The sequence below is a fragment of the Nakamurella flava genome, assembly GCF_005298075.1.
In the GTDB taxonomy this organism is placed as follows: Bacteria; Actinomycetota; Actinomycetes; order Mycobacteriales; family Nakamurellaceae; genus Nakamurella; species Nakamurella flava.
The window spans coordinates 196,563-211,784 of the sequence record NZ_SZZH01000004.1 but is presented as its reverse complement, the minus strand read 5'-3'; the positions used below and the strand labels follow the sequence as shown (position 1 = coordinate 211,784).

At 72.2% G+C, this 15,222-nt stretch carries 14 protein-coding genes; 9 read left to right on the top strand and 5 right to left on the bottom strand.

What is annotated here, in order from left to right:
- Nucleotides 1-13: 13 nt before the first annotated feature.
- Together FDO65_RS22260 and treS are read right to left on the bottom strand one after the other, a co-directional pair.
- Nucleotides 14-175, bottom strand: coding sequence for a hypothetical protein (locus FDO65_RS22260; protein WP_166442253.1), 162 nt, complete (start codon nt 173-175; stop codon nt 14-16).
- Nucleotides 176-300: 125 nt separating this feature from the next.
- Nucleotides 301-2,700 carry a maltose alpha-D-glucosyltransferase gene (treS, locus tag FDO65_RS16780; protein ID WP_240757677.1) on the bottom strand — a complete coding sequence of 800 codons (2,400 nt, stop codon included), beginning with the start codon at nt 2,698-2,700 and terminating at the stop codon, nt 301-303.
- Nucleotides 2,701-2,961: 261 nt separating this feature from the next.
- On the opposite strand from treS, the gene adh reads away from it, so the two are divergent.
- Entirely contained in the window at nt 2,962-4,485 is a 1,524-nt protein-coding gene (adh, locus tag FDO65_RS16775) for an aldehyde dehydrogenase (RefSeq protein ID WP_137450874.1), read from the top strand.
- A gap of 128 nt (nt 4,486-4,613) precedes the next feature.
- Nucleotides 4,614-5,087: a DUF779 domain-containing protein gene (locus FDO65_RS16770; RefSeq protein WP_137450873.1), complete on the top strand. Its 474-nt coding sequence runs from the start codon at nt 4,614-4,616 to the stop codon at nt 5,085-5,087.
- A 7-nt stretch (nt 5,088-5,094) separates the two neighbouring features.
- On the opposite strand, the gene FDO65_RS16765 is transcribed toward FDO65_RS16770, so the two are convergent.
- Nucleotides 5,095-5,889: an alpha/beta fold hydrolase gene (locus FDO65_RS16765; RefSeq protein ID WP_137450872.1), complete on the bottom strand. Its 795-nt coding sequence runs from the start codon at nt 5,887-5,889 to the stop codon at nt 5,095-5,097.
- A gap of 141 nt (nt 5,890-6,030) precedes the next feature.
- On the opposite strand from FDO65_RS16765, the gene FDO65_RS16760 reads away from it, so the two are divergent.
- The 6 genes from FDO65_RS16760 (at nt 6,031) to FDO65_RS16735 (ending at nt 10,945) form a co-directional block, all read left to right on the top strand.
- A complete protein-coding gene (locus FDO65_RS16760) occupies nt 6,031-6,561 on the top strand; it encodes a SigE family RNA polymerase sigma factor (RefSeq protein WP_137450871.1) in 531 nt (176 codons plus the stop codon).
- On the top strand, nt 6,558-7,769 hold the full coding sequence (locus FDO65_RS22255) for a hypothetical protein (RefSeq protein ID WP_166442252.1): 1,212 nt from the start codon (nt 6,558-6,560) through the stop codon (nt 7,767-7,769). The genes FDO65_RS16760 and FDO65_RS22255 overlap by 4 nt, the downstream gene beginning before the upstream one ends.
- Nucleotides 7,770-7,840: 71 nt before the next feature.
- Entirely contained in the window at nt 7,841-9,352 is a 1,512-nt protein-coding gene (purB, locus tag FDO65_RS16750; RefSeq protein ID WP_137450870.1) for an adenylosuccinate lyase, read from the top strand.
- A 17-nt stretch (nt 9,353-9,369) separates the two neighbouring features.
- Complete coding sequence (locus FDO65_RS16745; RefSeq protein ID WP_137450869.1) at nt 9,370-9,744, top strand: ArsR/SmtB family transcription factor; 375 nt, start codon at nt 9,370-9,372, stop codon at nt 9,742-9,744.
- Nucleotides 9,745-9,899: 155 nt separating this feature from the next.
- Nucleotides 9,900-10,271 (top strand): hypothetical protein, encoded by a 372-nt coding sequence (locus FDO65_RS16740; protein ID WP_137450868.1) that lies wholly within the window; start codon nt 9,900-9,902, stop codon nt 10,269-10,271.
- 35 nt (nt 10,272-10,306) lie between these two features.
- On the top strand, nt 10,307-10,945 hold the full coding sequence (locus FDO65_RS16735; RefSeq protein WP_240757676.1) for a DUF6328 family protein: 639 nt from the start codon (nt 10,307-10,309) through the stop codon (nt 10,943-10,945).
- A gap of 15 nt (nt 10,946-10,960) precedes the next feature.
- Here the strand turns inward: FDO65_RS16735 and FDO65_RS16730 are convergent, their stop codons facing one another.
- Nucleotides 10,961-12,046: an extracellular catalytic domain type 1 short-chain-length polyhydroxyalkanoate depolymerase gene (locus FDO65_RS16730; protein WP_137450867.1), complete on the bottom strand. Its 1,086-nt coding sequence runs from the start codon at nt 12,044-12,046 to the stop codon at nt 10,961-10,963.
- Nucleotides 12,047-12,253: 207 nt separating this feature from the next.
- Between FDO65_RS16730 and FDO65_RS16725 the strand changes: the two genes are divergently transcribed.
- Complete coding sequence (locus FDO65_RS16725; RefSeq protein ID WP_137450866.1) at nt 12,254-13,147, top strand: SAP domain-containing protein; 894 nt, start codon at nt 12,254-12,256, stop codon at nt 13,145-13,147.
- A 91-nt stretch (nt 13,148-13,238) separates the two neighbouring features.
- Here the strand turns inward: FDO65_RS16725 and FDO65_RS16720 are convergent, their stop codons facing one another.
- Nucleotides 13,239-14,960 carry a serine/threonine-protein kinase gene (locus tag FDO65_RS16720; RefSeq protein ID WP_137450865.1) on the bottom strand — a complete coding sequence of 574 codons (1,722 nt, stop codon included), beginning with the start codon at nt 14,958-14,960 and terminating at the stop codon, nt 13,239-13,241.
- Between the last annotated feature and the right edge of the window lie 262 nt (nt 14,961-15,222).

Below are 15,222 nucleotides of genomic sequence, written 5' to 3'. Positions count from 1 at the left end.
GCCGACCCGGCACTCAGGCGACGGGGTCGGTGCGTTCGTTCTCGGCCGCCTGGGCATCGCCGGTCGGGTTGTCGTCGCGTCCCGTCACCGGATCGCGCGGGGCTTCCGAGCCCCGGGTGACCGTCGCGGCATCCGGGGCGCGGCCGTCGGCCGGCGTGCTGTCTGGGCGTGTCATGGGGTCTCCCACCGATGGACGGGGGGATGCCCGCGGGGGCATCCACGACGAGCGCGAGTGCCGCGCTCGTCGTGGATCAGGGTTCCCGGGTCGGGCCATGCACATCCCCGGTTCCCGGACCGGGATCAGGTGGACGTGACGAACGCCGAGCCCTCGGTCGTCTCGGCCGTGGTCTCCGCGGCCGGGTGCACGATGAGGACCCGGCCGGTGTAGCCCGGCATTTCCACCTCGAAGCGCCCGATCGCCGTGTCGTCACCCGTTCCGGCCGGCGCGGCGAAGCCGGCCCCGACGGCCTCAGCCCCCGGGTCCGCCGCGCCGATCACCCCGAGGGTGAGGTCGTCGACCGCGTCCAGGACGGCCCCGCCCACCGGCAGGTAGCTGGACTGCACCACGGCCGTCGTCGGCTCGGGGGAGAAGTTCAGCACCGTGACGGCCAGCGGCCCGTTGACCGCCGCGCAGACCAGCACCAGCAGCCCGGGTGCCGAGACCTCGGGGACGTCCAGCAGCAGCGACGTGGCGATCTGGTGTCGCTTGCGCACGTCCAGGATGCGGGCCAGCTGGCGGGCGAACGACGTCTCGTCGGCCAGCTGGTCGGGCAGCGTCCCGTAGAGGCTGCGGGCCTTCGGGATGCCCGAGGCCGACCCCTGGGCGGTCGGGTTGACGCCCATCAGGTCGTGCGCGCCCCGCTCGATCCACCGGGTGTCACCCCCGGAGACGAGGTTCTCCACCTGCGACCGGTCGAGGGTGACCATGCCGCACAGGTCCCACCCGGACAGGGCGAAGACGCCGGGCTGCCAGGCGTTGTACATCGCCAGCAGCAGGTGCACCTGGCGGATGCGCCGGATCTGCTCCTCGTCGACCGCCACCGGATCGGCGATCCCCAGGGTCGCGCAGATGATCGTCGCCGTGGTGCACGCGATGCCGTTCTGCGTGAAGATCAGGTTGTAGTCGAACGCCGGCGCGGTCAGCTTGTCGCGCAGCGTCTGCCGGATGTGCTCGGCCAGGTCCGACCCGACGTACTCGACGCCGCCGAGGGAATAGACGTCGTCCTTGTGGCGGGTCGCGAAATGCACCAGCTCATAAGTCATCTCGTCGTGGTTCTGCATGGCGTGCACCAACGACGCCTGGTCGATGCCGACCCGCATCGCCTCCCGCAGGGTCAGGCGCAGGAACTCGGTGTCCGCGGTGACCAGTGCGTGCTGGTAGGCGGGCCGGGTGATGAAGTCGTACGACAGGTCGGGCCCGGCCGCCGACGTCTCCTTGATGTCGTCGATGGTCAGGTTCAGTTCCTGGAACGTGAACCCGCCGACCTTGCGGACCATGCTGCCGATGAGCTGGTTGGCCGCCGCGGACAGCGGGTGACCCTCCGACCAGGCCGGGGTCTCCTCGGCGCTCTTCTCCACGCCCAGGAAGCCGTTCGCGTCCAGCCGCAGGCCACCGGAACCCAGGTCGACCAGTGAGTGCAGGGCGTCGCCCATCACCAGCCGCATGCCGGAGAACGTCGGGTCGAGCCAGTTGATCGACGGTTGCCCGGACTTGAAGTAGTGCAGGTAGACCCAGCGGCGCAGTTTGCCCTCGGTGTCGTGCACCGGGCGGGTGACGCTCCAGTTGGTCTCCTTGACCCCGGGCTCATAGAAGATGACCCGCTGGAGCTGGCCGATGATGTACCCGGTGTCCTGCAGCGCCTTCTCGGTCGCGGCGTCGATGTTCACCGAATCCTGCCCCGGGGGGACGTCGGGCAGCAGGTGCCAGTCCTCCTCGGGGATGTCGACCATGTGGTAGATCCCCGGGTAGTCCTTGTAGTTCATCTCGGCGAGCCGGAAATCGGCGCCCTTGCCGGTGTGGCCGGGGACGATGTCGTCGATGATCGTGCCGTTGTGCGCGGAGGCCACGGCGCACATCAGCCGGAACTCCTTCTCCGTGCCGAACAACGGGTCGATGGCCATCGAGATGCGGTCGAAGTGCCCGTCGACGCTGGGGGTGTACTCCCAGCCCGAGATGCCGCCGGCCCGCTTGACCGGCCCGGTGTGCACGGCGTCGATGCCGATCTGCTCGAACGCCCCCCACAATTCCTCCTCGCCCAGCGCGGCCAGGAACGACTGCCCCGGCGCGGTGATCAGCGAGATCGGGTAGGCGGTGAACCACACCGAGGCCCGTTCGACGGCGGCCCGCGGGTTGGGGTAGGCGTACGGGTTCAGCCACATGCCGGCCTGGCCGGACAGCTGCCGGCCGAGGCTGCGGGCGTCGCCCAGCATCGACATGTTCTCGAGCCAGTCGACATAGGCCGGGTTGCGGGCGTCCGCCGCGAACGGCGGCGGCGACTCCGGCAGGGTGCGCAGCCGCGCCCGCGGCCCGAGGGCGCGGGGGCGGGCCGGATAGAACTTCTCGTCGAAGGAGATTTCCGGCAGCAGCTGCTCCGGGGCCTGCTCGGTCTCCTCCGCGGCGCTCGCGCCGGTCGCGTCGGCGACGTCCCCGGGGGTCGGGTCGTCGGTGGTCCGCGTCGGGCGGGGCTCGAATGACGTCACGGGTGACGGTCCCTTCAGGCGATGGGAGGTCGGTCGGTCGCCCGGGCGTCAGTCGTCGACGGCCCGGGTGGGTCGCTCCGGGTCCGTACCCGAACCCGGCAGTACCCGAACTGCGCCGGTTCGGGACGTGATGCCCATGGTGCTGCACCCACGCTGCGCCTCGTGCAGCGGGGTTGCAGCGTGACCCGGCCTACGGTCACCGACAACTGCCGCCGGGGCCAGCTGCGACCCGGTATTCACAACGTGGTGAGGAGTTCGTCCATGACGACGTACGCACAGCCGGGATCGTCCGACAGCCCGGTCAAGGTCGAGAGCCGCTACGGCAACTTCATCGGTGGCGACTGGGTCGCGCCGAGCAAGGGCGAGTACTTCGAGAACATCAGCCCGGTCACCGGCCAGGCGTTCACTGAGATCGCCCGGTCGTCCTCCGAGGACGTCGAGCTGGCGCTGGACGCCGCCCACGGCGCCAAGGGGGCGTGGGGCCGCACGTCGGTCGCCGAGCGGGCCGTCATCCTCAACAAGATCGCCGACCGACTCGAGGAACACCTCGAGCACATCGCGATCGCCGAGACATGGGACAACGGCAAGCCGGTCCGCGAGACGCTGGCCGCCGACCTGCCGCTGGCCGTCGACCACTTCCGCTACTTCGCCGGCGCCATCCGCGCCCAGGAGGGCTCGATCTCGGAGATCGACGCCGACACGGTCGCCTACCACCTGCACGAGCCGCTGGGCGTGGTCGGTCAGATCATCCCGTGGAACTTCCCGATCCTGATGGCCGTCTGGAAGCTGGCCCCGGCGCTGGCCGCCGGCAACTGCGTCGTCCTCAAGCCGGCCGAGCAGACCCCGTGGTCGATCCTCAAGGTGTTCGAGGTGATCGCCGACCTGCTGCCCCCGGGCGTGGTCAACATCGTGAACGGTTTCGGCGTGGAGACTGGCAAGCCGCTGGCGTCGTCCAGCCGGATCGCCAAGATCGCGTTCACCGGCGAGACCACCACCGGCCGGCTGATCATGCAGTACGCCTCGCAGAACTTGATCCCGGTCACCCTGGAGCTCGGCGGCAAGAGCCCCAACATCTTCTTCGGTGACGTGGCCGCCCAGCGCGACGACTTCTACGACAAGGCGCTGGAGGGTTTCACGCTGTTCGCCCTCAACCAGGGCGAGGTCTGCACCTGCCCGTCCCGGGCGCTCATCCAGCAGTCGATCTACCAGGAGTTCCTGGGCGACGCCGTGAAGCGGACCGAGGCGATCATCCAGGGCAACCCGCTGGACACCTCCACCCAGGTCGGCGCCCAGGCGTCCAACGACCAGCTCGAGAAGATCCTGTCGTACATCGACATCGGCAAGCAGGAGGGCGCCAAGGTGCTGACCGGTGGTGGCCGGGCCGATGTCGGCGGCGACCTCTCGGGCGGCTACTACGTGCAGCCGACGATCTTCGAGGGCAACAACTCGATGCGGATCTTCCAGGAGGAGATCTTCGGGCCGGTCGTGTCGGTGACGTCCTTTGCCGACGAGGCCGACGCGCTGAAGATCGCCAACGACACCCTCTACGGTCTGGGCGCCGGTGTCTGGACCCGTGACGGCGCGCAGGCCTACCGGGCCGGCCGCGAGATCCAGGCCGGTCGCGTCTGGACGAACTGCTACCACGCCTACCCGGCGCACGCCGCGTTCGGCGGGTACAAGCAGTCCGGGATCGGCCGCGAGAACCATCGCATGATGCTCGACCACTACCAGCAGACGAAGAACCTGCTGGTCAGCTACTCGCCGAAGGCTCTGGGCTTCTTCTAAACCCCTCGGCAGTAGACGCAGAACGCCGCCGCTCCTCCGGTTCGCCACGGCCGGGGGAGCGGCGGATCCACTTTCGTGGCGAACGGTGCCGGACAGCGAAGTCCGGTGGACAGGGGCACAGTCGGACCATGACCGAGTACGCGACACCGTCGACCGACCTCGAGACGCCGGCACCTGATGTCGTCGACCCGCACCGGGTGGACGTCACCCCGGCCGCGGCCGAGCTGCTGCGCTCCCTGATCGACCGCAACGGGCCGCTGATGTTCCACCAGTCGGGCGGCTGCTGCGACGGGTCCTCGCCGATGTGCTACCCGCAGGGCGACTTCATCACCGGCGCCGTGGACGTCCGGCTCGGCGATCTCGACGTCAACGACCCCGGGGCCGCGGACGCCCCGCCCATTCCCACGATCCCGGTGTGGATGTCGGAATCCCAGTTCGCCTATTGGAAGCACACCCACCTGACCATCGACGTGGTCAAGGGCCGGGGCAGCGGCTTCTCCCTCGAAGCGCCGTACGGGGTGCGGTTCATGATCCGTTCCCGGCTGCTGACCGACGCCGAGGTCGAGCACTTCGAGCGGGTCGGGTACTCCACCGGCGAATAGCCTGCGGTCAGCCCAGGAACTCCTGCACGCGCGGCGTCACCACGTCGGCGAACTCGTGGAAGAACGCGTGCCGCGACCCGGGGAGCACCGCCAGTTCCGAGCCGCGGATCAGCCCGTGCAGCAGTTCGGCGTTGGCCACCGGGGTCATCAGGTCGTCGGAGCCGTGCAGGATCAGCGTCGGTGCCTGCACTCTCGGTAGCTCCGCCCAGGCGTCGTGCCGGTTGCTGGCCCGTAGATGCCCGCGCCGGGACACCGGCGTCATCCTCTCGTCCCCGACCACCTGGTAGGGCCCGGGGTTTTCGGCCAGCCACCGCGGGGTGTACATCAGCTCGAGCAGCGCCCGCAGCGCCTCGGGGCCGGGGCCGCCCAGTGACCGGGTGACCGCCGGGTCCCGGTGGACGGCGTTCGGCCCGCCGGGGCTGGTGCAGCCGAGGACCAGCCGACCGACCCGGTCGGGGTGGTCGATGGCCAGGTGCTGCGCAACCCGGCCCCCCATCGACGTCCCGTAGACATCGGCCCGGTCGACTCCTAGCGCGTCGAGAACGGCGACCACGTCCGCGGCGAGGACGGGGGTCGAGTACAGACCGTCCGGCTTGTCGCTGTCCCCGACCCCGCGCCAGTCCAGGGTGATCGTGCGCCGCCCGGTGAACCGTTCCCGGATGCCGTCCCACCAGTGGTGGTTGTTGGCCTGACCGGCCAGCAGTACCAGCGGCGGACCCTCACCGCGCACCTGATAGGCGATCCGGGTCCCGTCCACGGCCGGGGTCGTCGGGCTGTCGATCCGCGCGGATTCGGGGGACATCAGAGGGGACCTCCACAGGCAATCGGGGGGCGCGTCGCACGGACGGCCGTCGGCGGAAGGTGCAGGTCGGCAGGCGGTTCGTCGTCTCGTGCAACCCGCAGCAGGGTACGGTCCGTCCGTTCCCTACGGCAGGAGGTTCGCGTGCGGCCGGAGGAGGAGGCGCAGTTCGCCGTGTATGTCACTGCGCGTCGCGACCGGGTTCGGCGGACCGCGTACCTGGTGTGCGGGGACTGGCACAAGGCCGACGACCTCACGCAGATCGCGTTCGTGAAGTTGTACGGCGCCTGGGAACGCATCCGCGACTACGCCGCGCTGGACGCCTACGTCCGGTCGTGCCTGATGCGCGCGGCCATCGACGAGTCACGGCGGCCGTGGCGGCGGGAGCAGTCCACCGACGAGGTCCCGGACGGTCCCGCGGCCGGCACCGCCGGCGACGTGGACGACCTGGCCGATCTGGTCGCCGACCGCGATCTGGTGCGCACGGCGCTGCGCCGGGTACCGCGGGGGCAGCGGGCGATGGTGGTGCTGCGCTTCTACGAGGGGTTGAGCGTGTCCGACGTGGCCCGGGCGATGGATTGTTCGGAGGGGAACGTGAAGTCCCAGACGGCGCGCGGGTTGGCGGCGCTCCGATCGGCGTTGACCGAGCTGACCCAGGGGGCGGGGCTCGGATGACCGACCACGACGGCGCCGGCCGGCCGGCGGACGACCCGGCCGCCCACGAGCTGCGATCGCCCTTCGATCCGGCGTTCGACCTGCCCCGGGCCGATGACGTGCCCGACGACCACCCGGTCCGGGTCCTGTTGTCCGAGGTTGCGGACGACCCGTCGGCACCGCCCAGCTCGGTCACCATCACCTCGGTGCTGGCGGCTGCGCAGCGCACGTCCGCCGCCGATTCCGACGCCGAGATCGAGCGGGTCACCGACATCGACCCCGCGACCGGCCGGCCCCGCTACGTCCCACCCGTGTACGCCCGGCCACTGGTCGTGCAGGACCCGGCGGCGTCGGCCGCCGACGCGCCGGCCGCTCCGGTGCCGACGCCGGTGTGGTCGAGCAGCGCGGCCGCGGTCCCGGCCTCCGTGCTGGCGGCCCGCCAGGTGCGGCGGCGTCGCCGGCTGGCGATCCTGGCCGCCGCGGCCTGCGTCGGGGTGGCCGCCGTGGCGATCCCGTTCGCCCTCTCGCGGGGCGGTTCCGGTTCCACCACCGCTTCCGCCCCGGCGGCGGCGACCTCCGTGACTTCTCCGGCGGCTGCCGCTTCCGCGGCCGGCGGGGCCGGTCAGCCCGGCCGCGAGTCCGCGACCACCACCCTGGGCGCCCCCGGCGAAGGGGGTGCCCTGTCGAACGGCGACCTCGGGGCGACCACCGCCGCCCCGCTGTCGTCGTTCGTGCCGGAGAATCTGCAGTCCGGCGCCGCGTCCGCGGGCCCGGAGAACGGTGAGTCGGGCGCGGCCGGGAGTGCGGCCGGCCTCGGCAGCTGTTCCTGGGCGCCGCTGCCGGCGCCGGTGGCCACGGCGCTGAGCGGTGCCCTGCCCGGCGGGTCGTACGGCGATCCGCAACCCCTGACCACGGGGTGCCGTCCGGACGGCGTCTACGGGGCGTCCGTCCCGAGCACCCAGAATCAACCCGCGCTGACCGTCACCGTCACCCGGACCGCCGACGGCGCCTGCCAGACGATGTCGCCGGCCTGCGTGCCGATGGGGCAGGGGCAGTACATCGGCTCCACCGCGTCCGGGCAGCTGACCGTCTACGCCTACGCCTCCGGCTGGGAGGCGATGATCGCACCCGACGGGGTGGACGCCGGCGATCCGACCCTCGGGGCGGCCACCGTCGAGGAGCTGCTCCAGGGGGCGCAGGCGGTGGCGGACGCCTCGGCGGCCGGCTAGTCCGGCCCGGCAGCCGGCGCGGGTCGGGCCGGGCGGTGCGGTGCGGGTGTCCCGGCTGGGACAATCGTCCGGTGAGCAGCTCCGCGACCAGCCCGGCCCACCCGTCCAGCCCCCCGGCCCTCGATGACGGGACGGCCACGCCGTCCTCCCGGCCGGCCAAGCCGCGGGTCGACAACGTCCTCGCCGGCCGGTACGCCTCGGCCGAGATGGTGCGCATCTGGTCACCGGAGAACAAGATCGTCGCGGAGCGCCGGCTGTGGCTGGCCGTGCTGCGCGCGCAGGCCGACCTGGGCGTCACGGTTCCGGACGGGGTGCTGGCCGACTACGAGGCCGTCGTCGAGCACGTCGACCTCGACTCGATCGCCGACCGGGAACGCGTCACCAAGCACGACGTGAAGGCCCGGATCGAGGAGTTCAACGCGCTGGCCGGGCACGAGCACGTGCACAAGGGGATGACCAGCCGCGACCTCACTGAGAACGTCGAGCAGGCCCAGGTGCTGCAGTCGCTCGAGCTGCTGCGGGACCGCACGGTGGCGGTGCTGGCCGCACTGGCCCGGCGGGCCGCCGAGTACTCCTCGCTGGTGATGGCCGGTCGGTCGCACAACGTCCCGGCGCAGGCCACCACGCTGGGCAAGCGGTTCGCCTCGGCCGCCGACGAGGTGCTGCTGGCGTACGAACGGGTGCAGGAGTTGCTGCGGCGGTATCCGTTGCGCGGCATCAAGGGGCCGGTCGGCACGGCACAGGACATGCTCGACCTGCTCGGTTCGCCGGAGGCGGTGGCCGAGCTGGAGCAGCGCGTCACCCGGGAGCTCTCGCCCAGCGGTCGGGTGCTGACCAGCGTCGGCCAGGTCTATCCCCGCTCGCTCGACCACGACGTGCTGTCCGCGCTGGTGCAGTTGGCCGCCGGCCCGGCCTCCCTGTCGACCACGATCCGCCTGATGGCCGGAGCGGAACTGGCGACCGAGGGCTTCCAGCCGGGCCAGGTCGGTTCCTCGGCGATGCCGCACAAGATGAACGCCCGGTCGTGCGAACGGGTCTGCGGGTTGGCGGTCATCCTCCGCGGCTACGCGACGATGGCCGCGGACCTGGCCGGTGCGCAGTGGAACGAGGGTGACGTCTTCTGCTCGGTGGTGCGCCGGGTCGCGCTGCCGGACGCGTTCTACGCGATCGACGGCCTGTACGAGACGTTCCTGACGATCCTCGACGACTTCGGGGCCTACCCGGCGGTCATCGACCGCGAGCTGGAGCGGTACCTGCCGTTCCTGGCCACGACGAAGGTGCTGATGACCGCGGTCCGGGCCGGGGTCGGCCGGGAGACCGCGCACGAGGCGATCAAGGAACACGCGGTCGCCGTGGCCCTGGCGATGCGCGAGCAGGGCCAGACGGACAACGATCTCGTCGATCGGTTGGCCGCGGACGGCCGGCTACCCCTGGACCGGCCGGCCCTGCTGGCGGCCCTCGGTGATCCGCTGTCGTTCACCGGTACGGCGGTCGATCAGGTGGGCGCGGTGGTGGCCCGCATCGATGCCATCGCCGCCGAACACCCGCAGGCGGCGGCGTACCGGCCGGCCGCGATCCTCTAGGGCCGGGGCGGGACACGGTGGACGGAGCGACGGACGGGGCGGACCCGGGGCGGACGACGCCCGGTCAGCACCGGTCGACCGAGGAGTGGGCCGAGTTGTTCGGCGCGCTGGCCGACAGCAACCGGCTGCGGCTGCTGGTGGCGGTGCACTACCGCCCCGGCAGCAATGTCACCGAGTTAGCCGAGACGGTGGGGATGAGTGCGAACGCGACCTCGCACGCCCTGGCCGGTCTGCGGATGCGCGGCATCCTGCGCACCGAGCCGGCGGGTCGGGAACGCCGCTGGTGGGTGGTCAGCGACGACGTGCACGAGCTGCTGCATTTCGTCGGCGCCCCCCACGCGCACGACCGGCACCAGCACGCCCCCCACGAGCCGGACGACACCGCGAACTGAGGCGGCTCCGGCCACCCCGTGTCACCCTGGCGGAAGCTCACTACCGTCAGTAGGCTGGTTGTGACTCACCTCGGGGGCTTGGTGGGTGACGACGCGCATTCAAGGCAGAGTGCGTTCGGCCTTGGGAGGCTGTCATGGTTCACGGGGATGATGACGTGACGGCGACGGGCGTCGACCCGTCGTCGGTGACCTGGACGTCGTTCCGCGCGGTGCGCGAGACGGCCACGTCGTTCCACATGGACTGGCCCGTCCACCAGCCGGACGACCCGGGAGCGGCGGGGGCGACGGTGTTCATCCTCGACGAGAACGATCGCCGCGTCTCGGATGTCGCCGCTCCCGACCTGACGGACGAGGCGGCCGACGCAGCCCTCGACCGCATCGGCTGGTCCCGACGGGGCCCCTGGCAACCGGACGTCTTCGGTCGCCCGACGGCCCGGGTGCTGGCCACGGCGGCGCGGGAGCCGATCCCGCTGCCCCGGCAGCGCACGCCGACCCTGGTCGACGAGGCCACCCTGCACCACGCCTGAGCCTGGATGGTCGGCGATTCGGGTACAACCGGTCCATGACCACTCCCCGTGATCCCGGGCGCGCAGCGGCAGTTCCCGGCGGTCCGCTCGGTGCCGACGGGGATGACGGGGACACGGACGCGCGGCTCGCCCGCGCGTCGGCCGATGGCGACACCGCGGACGAGCAGTGGAGTGCGTGGACACGTCATGAGACGCCGTTGCAACGGCTGGACCGCCACTGGACCGAGCTGCTGCAGGAACTGCGGGTGGTGCAGACCGGCATCCAACTCCTGACCGGCATCCTGCTGACCCTGCCGTTCCAGCCGCGGTTCGTGCAGCTGTCGACGTTCCAGCAGTCGGTCTATCTGGTCACCCTGGTGTGCGCGGTGTTGTCCGGTGGCCTGCTCATCGCGCCGGTGGCCCTGCACCGGGTGTTGTTCCGGCGGCGGGCCCGGCGGGTCACCGTGCAGGTCGCGCACCGCCTGGCCCTGGTGGGTCTGGGTCTGCTGGCCGTCGCCCTGGTCGGGATCGTCCTGCTGATCTTCGATGTCGTGCTCGGACGGGCCGCCGCCGTGGTCGCGGCGGTGGTCATCGCCCTGGTGCTGCTCGGCCTGTGGTTGCTCCTGCCGCTGCGTCTGCTGGAGAAGGCCGAGCGCGGCGGCTTCGAACCCCGGGGGCTGGCCGACCCGGAATGAGACCGGGCCGCCGGTTCACCCCGGAAGGCGGTGGGTGGCCAGGAAGTCCCACATGGCGGTGGTCGCCCGTGGGCCTCGGGGATCGCTGAAGGACCCGCCGTTCGCGCCGCCGGACCAGGCGTGTCCGAGCCCGGCGATCTCCCAGACCTCCAGCACCCGTTGCCGGCCGGCGTACCACCGGCTGATGTGGTGGGGCCGGGGTGTCCGCGCGGAACCGCTGCCCACGACGCGCTTGTCGACGTCACGCCGGCGCAGGGCGGCCGCGCTGTCGGAGTGCGCCAGCCATTGCTGCGCCAGCCGGTCGGCGTTGCGCGGGCTGACGGTCCGGTCGGCCGATCCCTGGACGACCATCAGCGGGGCCCAGCGGGGCCATCCGGGGTCGGGTGCCGGCAGCGGGGTCAGGGCCTGCATCCCGGCGAGGGCCTGTCGTGCCCCGTTGGCCGATCCGGGGACCGGGCCGGAATGCGCGGCGACCGCCGCGAAGACGTCCGGGTACTGCGAGCCGAGGGTGACCGACATCGCTGCCCCGGCGGACAGTCCCGCCGCGTAGATGCGGGACCGGTCGACCGTCGGCGAACGGTGACCGGCCACCTGGCCGACGATGCCGGCGATGATCGCCGGCTCGCCCTGGCCGCGCTGCTGGTGGTCGCTCTCGAACCATCGCCAGCACCGTTGGGCGTTCCGGGTCACCGTCTGCTCGGGGAGCACCAGCAGGAACCCGCGGCGGTCGGCGAGTTCGTCCCAGCGGGTGGCCGCGGTGAAGTCCCGGGCGGTCTGGGCGCAGCCGTGCAGGGCGACCAGCAGTGGAACGGGGCCGCGGCCCCGCAGCCCCGACGGGATGTAGAGATCGAAAGTCCTGCTCCCGAAGGGACTGTCGAAGCGCCCATGCTCCCAGCGCCCGGTCCCGCGCGGTGCCGGACGGGGTGGCGCCGAGCGGGATCCACGCCGACCGGCCGGAGCCGGCAGGGGCAGACCGGGGACGATGCTCGGGGCGGTGGGCAGGCGGGGCCGCCGCCGGCGGGGCGTCGGTGGTGACCACGCCCGCAAGAGCGCCGCGGCGGGTGACGCCGCCGCATGGCGGGTGGAACGTCGGGCGGGCACCGGCTCGACGGTAGTCGCCCGGGTCGACCAGAGCTCGTCCGGCCACGGCCGCCGACCCCCGACCGTATTTCCTTCAGTGATCTGTGTAGTGGTACGCATTCAGGCCGCCGATCACGCGGATGGGGCGATACCGTGAACCCGCAGATCAGTGAACCGTCCGCGGGAAATGCCAGGTCGACGGGCGGCCGACAATCCGGGAGGACCGCGATGACCAATCCGCAGGAACAGTTCACCGCCGCCATTCGCACCGCGCAGACCACGGCCTCGGAGGCCGTCCAGGCCTGGGCCTCCATGGCCCAGCGCGCGGTCGGGACCATGACGTCGACGCCGGGTGCGTCCGCGTCGCCGGTCGAGTTCATCGACCAGACCTTCGATCTCATCGAGCGGATGCTCGAAGGGCAACGGACGATGGCCAAGTCGATGGTCGGTTCCGGACACAAGTGGGTCGAGCAGGCGCAGGCCGCGGGAAGCGCCCTGCAGGAACGGTGGTCCGAGTCGGCCGAGCAGACGGCCGAGGCGGCCCGGCAGCGGGCGTCGGCCGCAGCGGCCTCGTTGAACGCCGCCCGGGAGCAGGCCGAGGCGACGACTACGGCGGCCTGGGAGAAGGCCGGCGCCGTCGTCGAGGACGCGGTCTCCGCCGCCCGTCAGCGCTCCGAGGAGTTCGTGGAGGCGGCCCGCGGTGCCACCGAGGCGATGACGAAGCCGGCCGTCGAGGCGATGAGCACTCTGACCCGCCGGGCCACGGCCACCGCGCAGGACGCGGCCGACACGGTGGCGGCCGAGACTGAGAAGGCCACTGAGAAGACCACAGAGAAGGCCACGGCAGCCGCCGAGTCCGCCAAGCCGGCCGCCAAGCCCGCGGCTCGCAAGCCCGCGGCGTCGAAGGCGGCGACGGAGGAGAAGCCGGCGACGCGGACCCGCGCGGCGAAGGAGACTGCGGATCCGGCTCCCGCGCCGACGGCCAAGCCGGCCGAGAGCCGTCCGTCCGCGCCGGACTACTCGACGATGACCAAGGCCGAGCTGCAGGCCGAGCTGACCGCGCGGGGGTTGCCGAAGTCAGGGAACGTGGCCGAGCTGCGTGAGCGGCTGCAGGGCGCCTGACCGCTGCCGGACCGAGGTACCCGGAACCGAATCGCTTTTCGACTGATCGCGGTGGGCGTTGGCTCACCGCGATCGGTGTGTCCGGGGTCGGTCAGGCGGACGCCGACGGGACCCGATCCGCGACGGCGGTTGTCGTCGCCGTCGTGGTGACGTTCGCCGGCGTCGCCCCGGCGCCGGTCCCCGATGCGTTGCCGCCGCCATTTCCGTTGCCGTTGGTCCCGCCGTTCCCATTCCCGTTCCCATTCCCGTTACCGCCGTTGCCGTTGCCGCCACCGGGCTCCGCGCCGGCGGTCGACGCAGCGGTCGGGGTGGTGGGCGCCGTCGGCGTGGTGGGTGTCGTCGGGGTCGTCGGCGTGGTCGCGGTAGTGGGTGTCGTCGGGGTCGTGGGCGTGGTGGGGGTCGTCGCGGTGGTGGGGGTCGTCGGCGTCGTGGGTTCCGTCGTCGGCGTGGTCGGGGTGGTCTCAGTCGTGGACGTCGTCGGTGTCGTCGCCGTGGTGCGGGTGGTCGGCGCGGTGCTCGTGGCCGGGGCCGAGGTCGGCGGGGGCGTGCTGGCCCCGGTCGTCACGGTCGTCGTCGTGTTCGTCGGGGCCACCGGCGACGGATTGTCGTTTCCCGCGTTGCGGACGAGGGCGACCACCGCGACGACACCGACGGCGATCAGGGCCACCACCAGGAACGAGATGGCGAACACGGTGCCCGCGCTGCGGCGGCGGGGCGGCGCGGACGCCACCGGGACCCCGGCCGTGGCGCCGGTCTTCGCCGGAGCTGCGGCGGCCGCCGGCACGACCGGGATGCCTTGCGGCAGCGTGGCGGTCGGTCCGGCCGGTGGGAGCGGCAGACCGACGGCCGCTCCCGGCCGGCGCAGGGTGTCGGCGACCTGCTGAGCCGTGGGCCGGTACTGCGGGTCGGCGGCGGTCATCGCCCGCAGCAGTCGCGGCCAGGGCGCCGGCAGGTCGTCGGGGACGACCGGGTCGCGCATCAACCGGGCCATCGCGGACTCGATGGCCTTGCCCGGGAACTCCCGGCGACCGGTCAGACATTCGAGCAGCACGAGGCCGAGGGCGTAGACGTCGGTCGGTGGCCCGACCTCGCCGCCGCGGGCCTGTTCCGGGCTGAGGTACGCGGCGGTCCCGATGACGTCGGCGGCCGCGGTCAGCCGCTCAGCCGCCAGTTCCCGCGCGATGCCGAAGTCGCTGAGCTTGGCGGTGCCGTTCTCGGTGAGCAGGATGTTGGCCGGCTTGATGTCCCGGTGCACCAGGCCGTGGGAGTGGACGGTGTCCAGGGCGTCGGCGATGGCGGCGCCGATCTGGCTGACCGTGGCGGACGGCAGGCCGCCGGGAGCGATGCGGTCGGCCAGCGTGCCCCCGCTGACCAGTTCCATGACCAGGTAGGTGGGGCCCTGGTAGGAGGTGTCGGCGGCCGGATCCGCCGCGCCGGTCATCGTGCTCTCGTCCGTGCCGACCCGGGCGTCGTAGACGGTGACCAGGTTCGGGTGGTGCAGCATCGCCAGCACCTGCATCTCGGTGCGCTGCCGGGCGACGGTGGTGGCGTCGCCGCCGCCGACCCAGAACACCTTGACGGCCACCGGCCGGGCGAGCAGTTCGTCGCGTCCGCGGAAGACCTCGGCGGTGGCGCCGCGGCCGAGCAGGGATTCCAGGACGTACCGGCCGCTGAGCACCGTGCCGGTCGGGACGCCGCGGGTCGGCGGGACCGGGAAACCGGCGGTCGCCCCCAGGGCTTCGGTGCGGCCGTCGGCGTCGTCCGGACCCGACGAGCCCGGCCCGCGACCGACGGGCCGTTCGTCGTCAGTCATGTCGCTCCCGGTCGTGTGCTCGTCCGCGCTCGGACGGGCTCCGCCGGGCAGGGTCAGCGTAGTCGGTGGGCCCGACGGTGACGGGGCGTCACCGGAGTGCGCGAGGGGGACTTGCCATCGGCGCGAAGGTCAGGTTAGGCTAACCTTGTTCGACAGGGAGACCCCTTCGGAGCGCATCGGTGAAGTCCCGCGGCGGGGACGGAGCTGAGCTCCCGATCGGTCCGTGGAGGGTATCGGGTCCGCGAGTACCACCTGTCGTCCG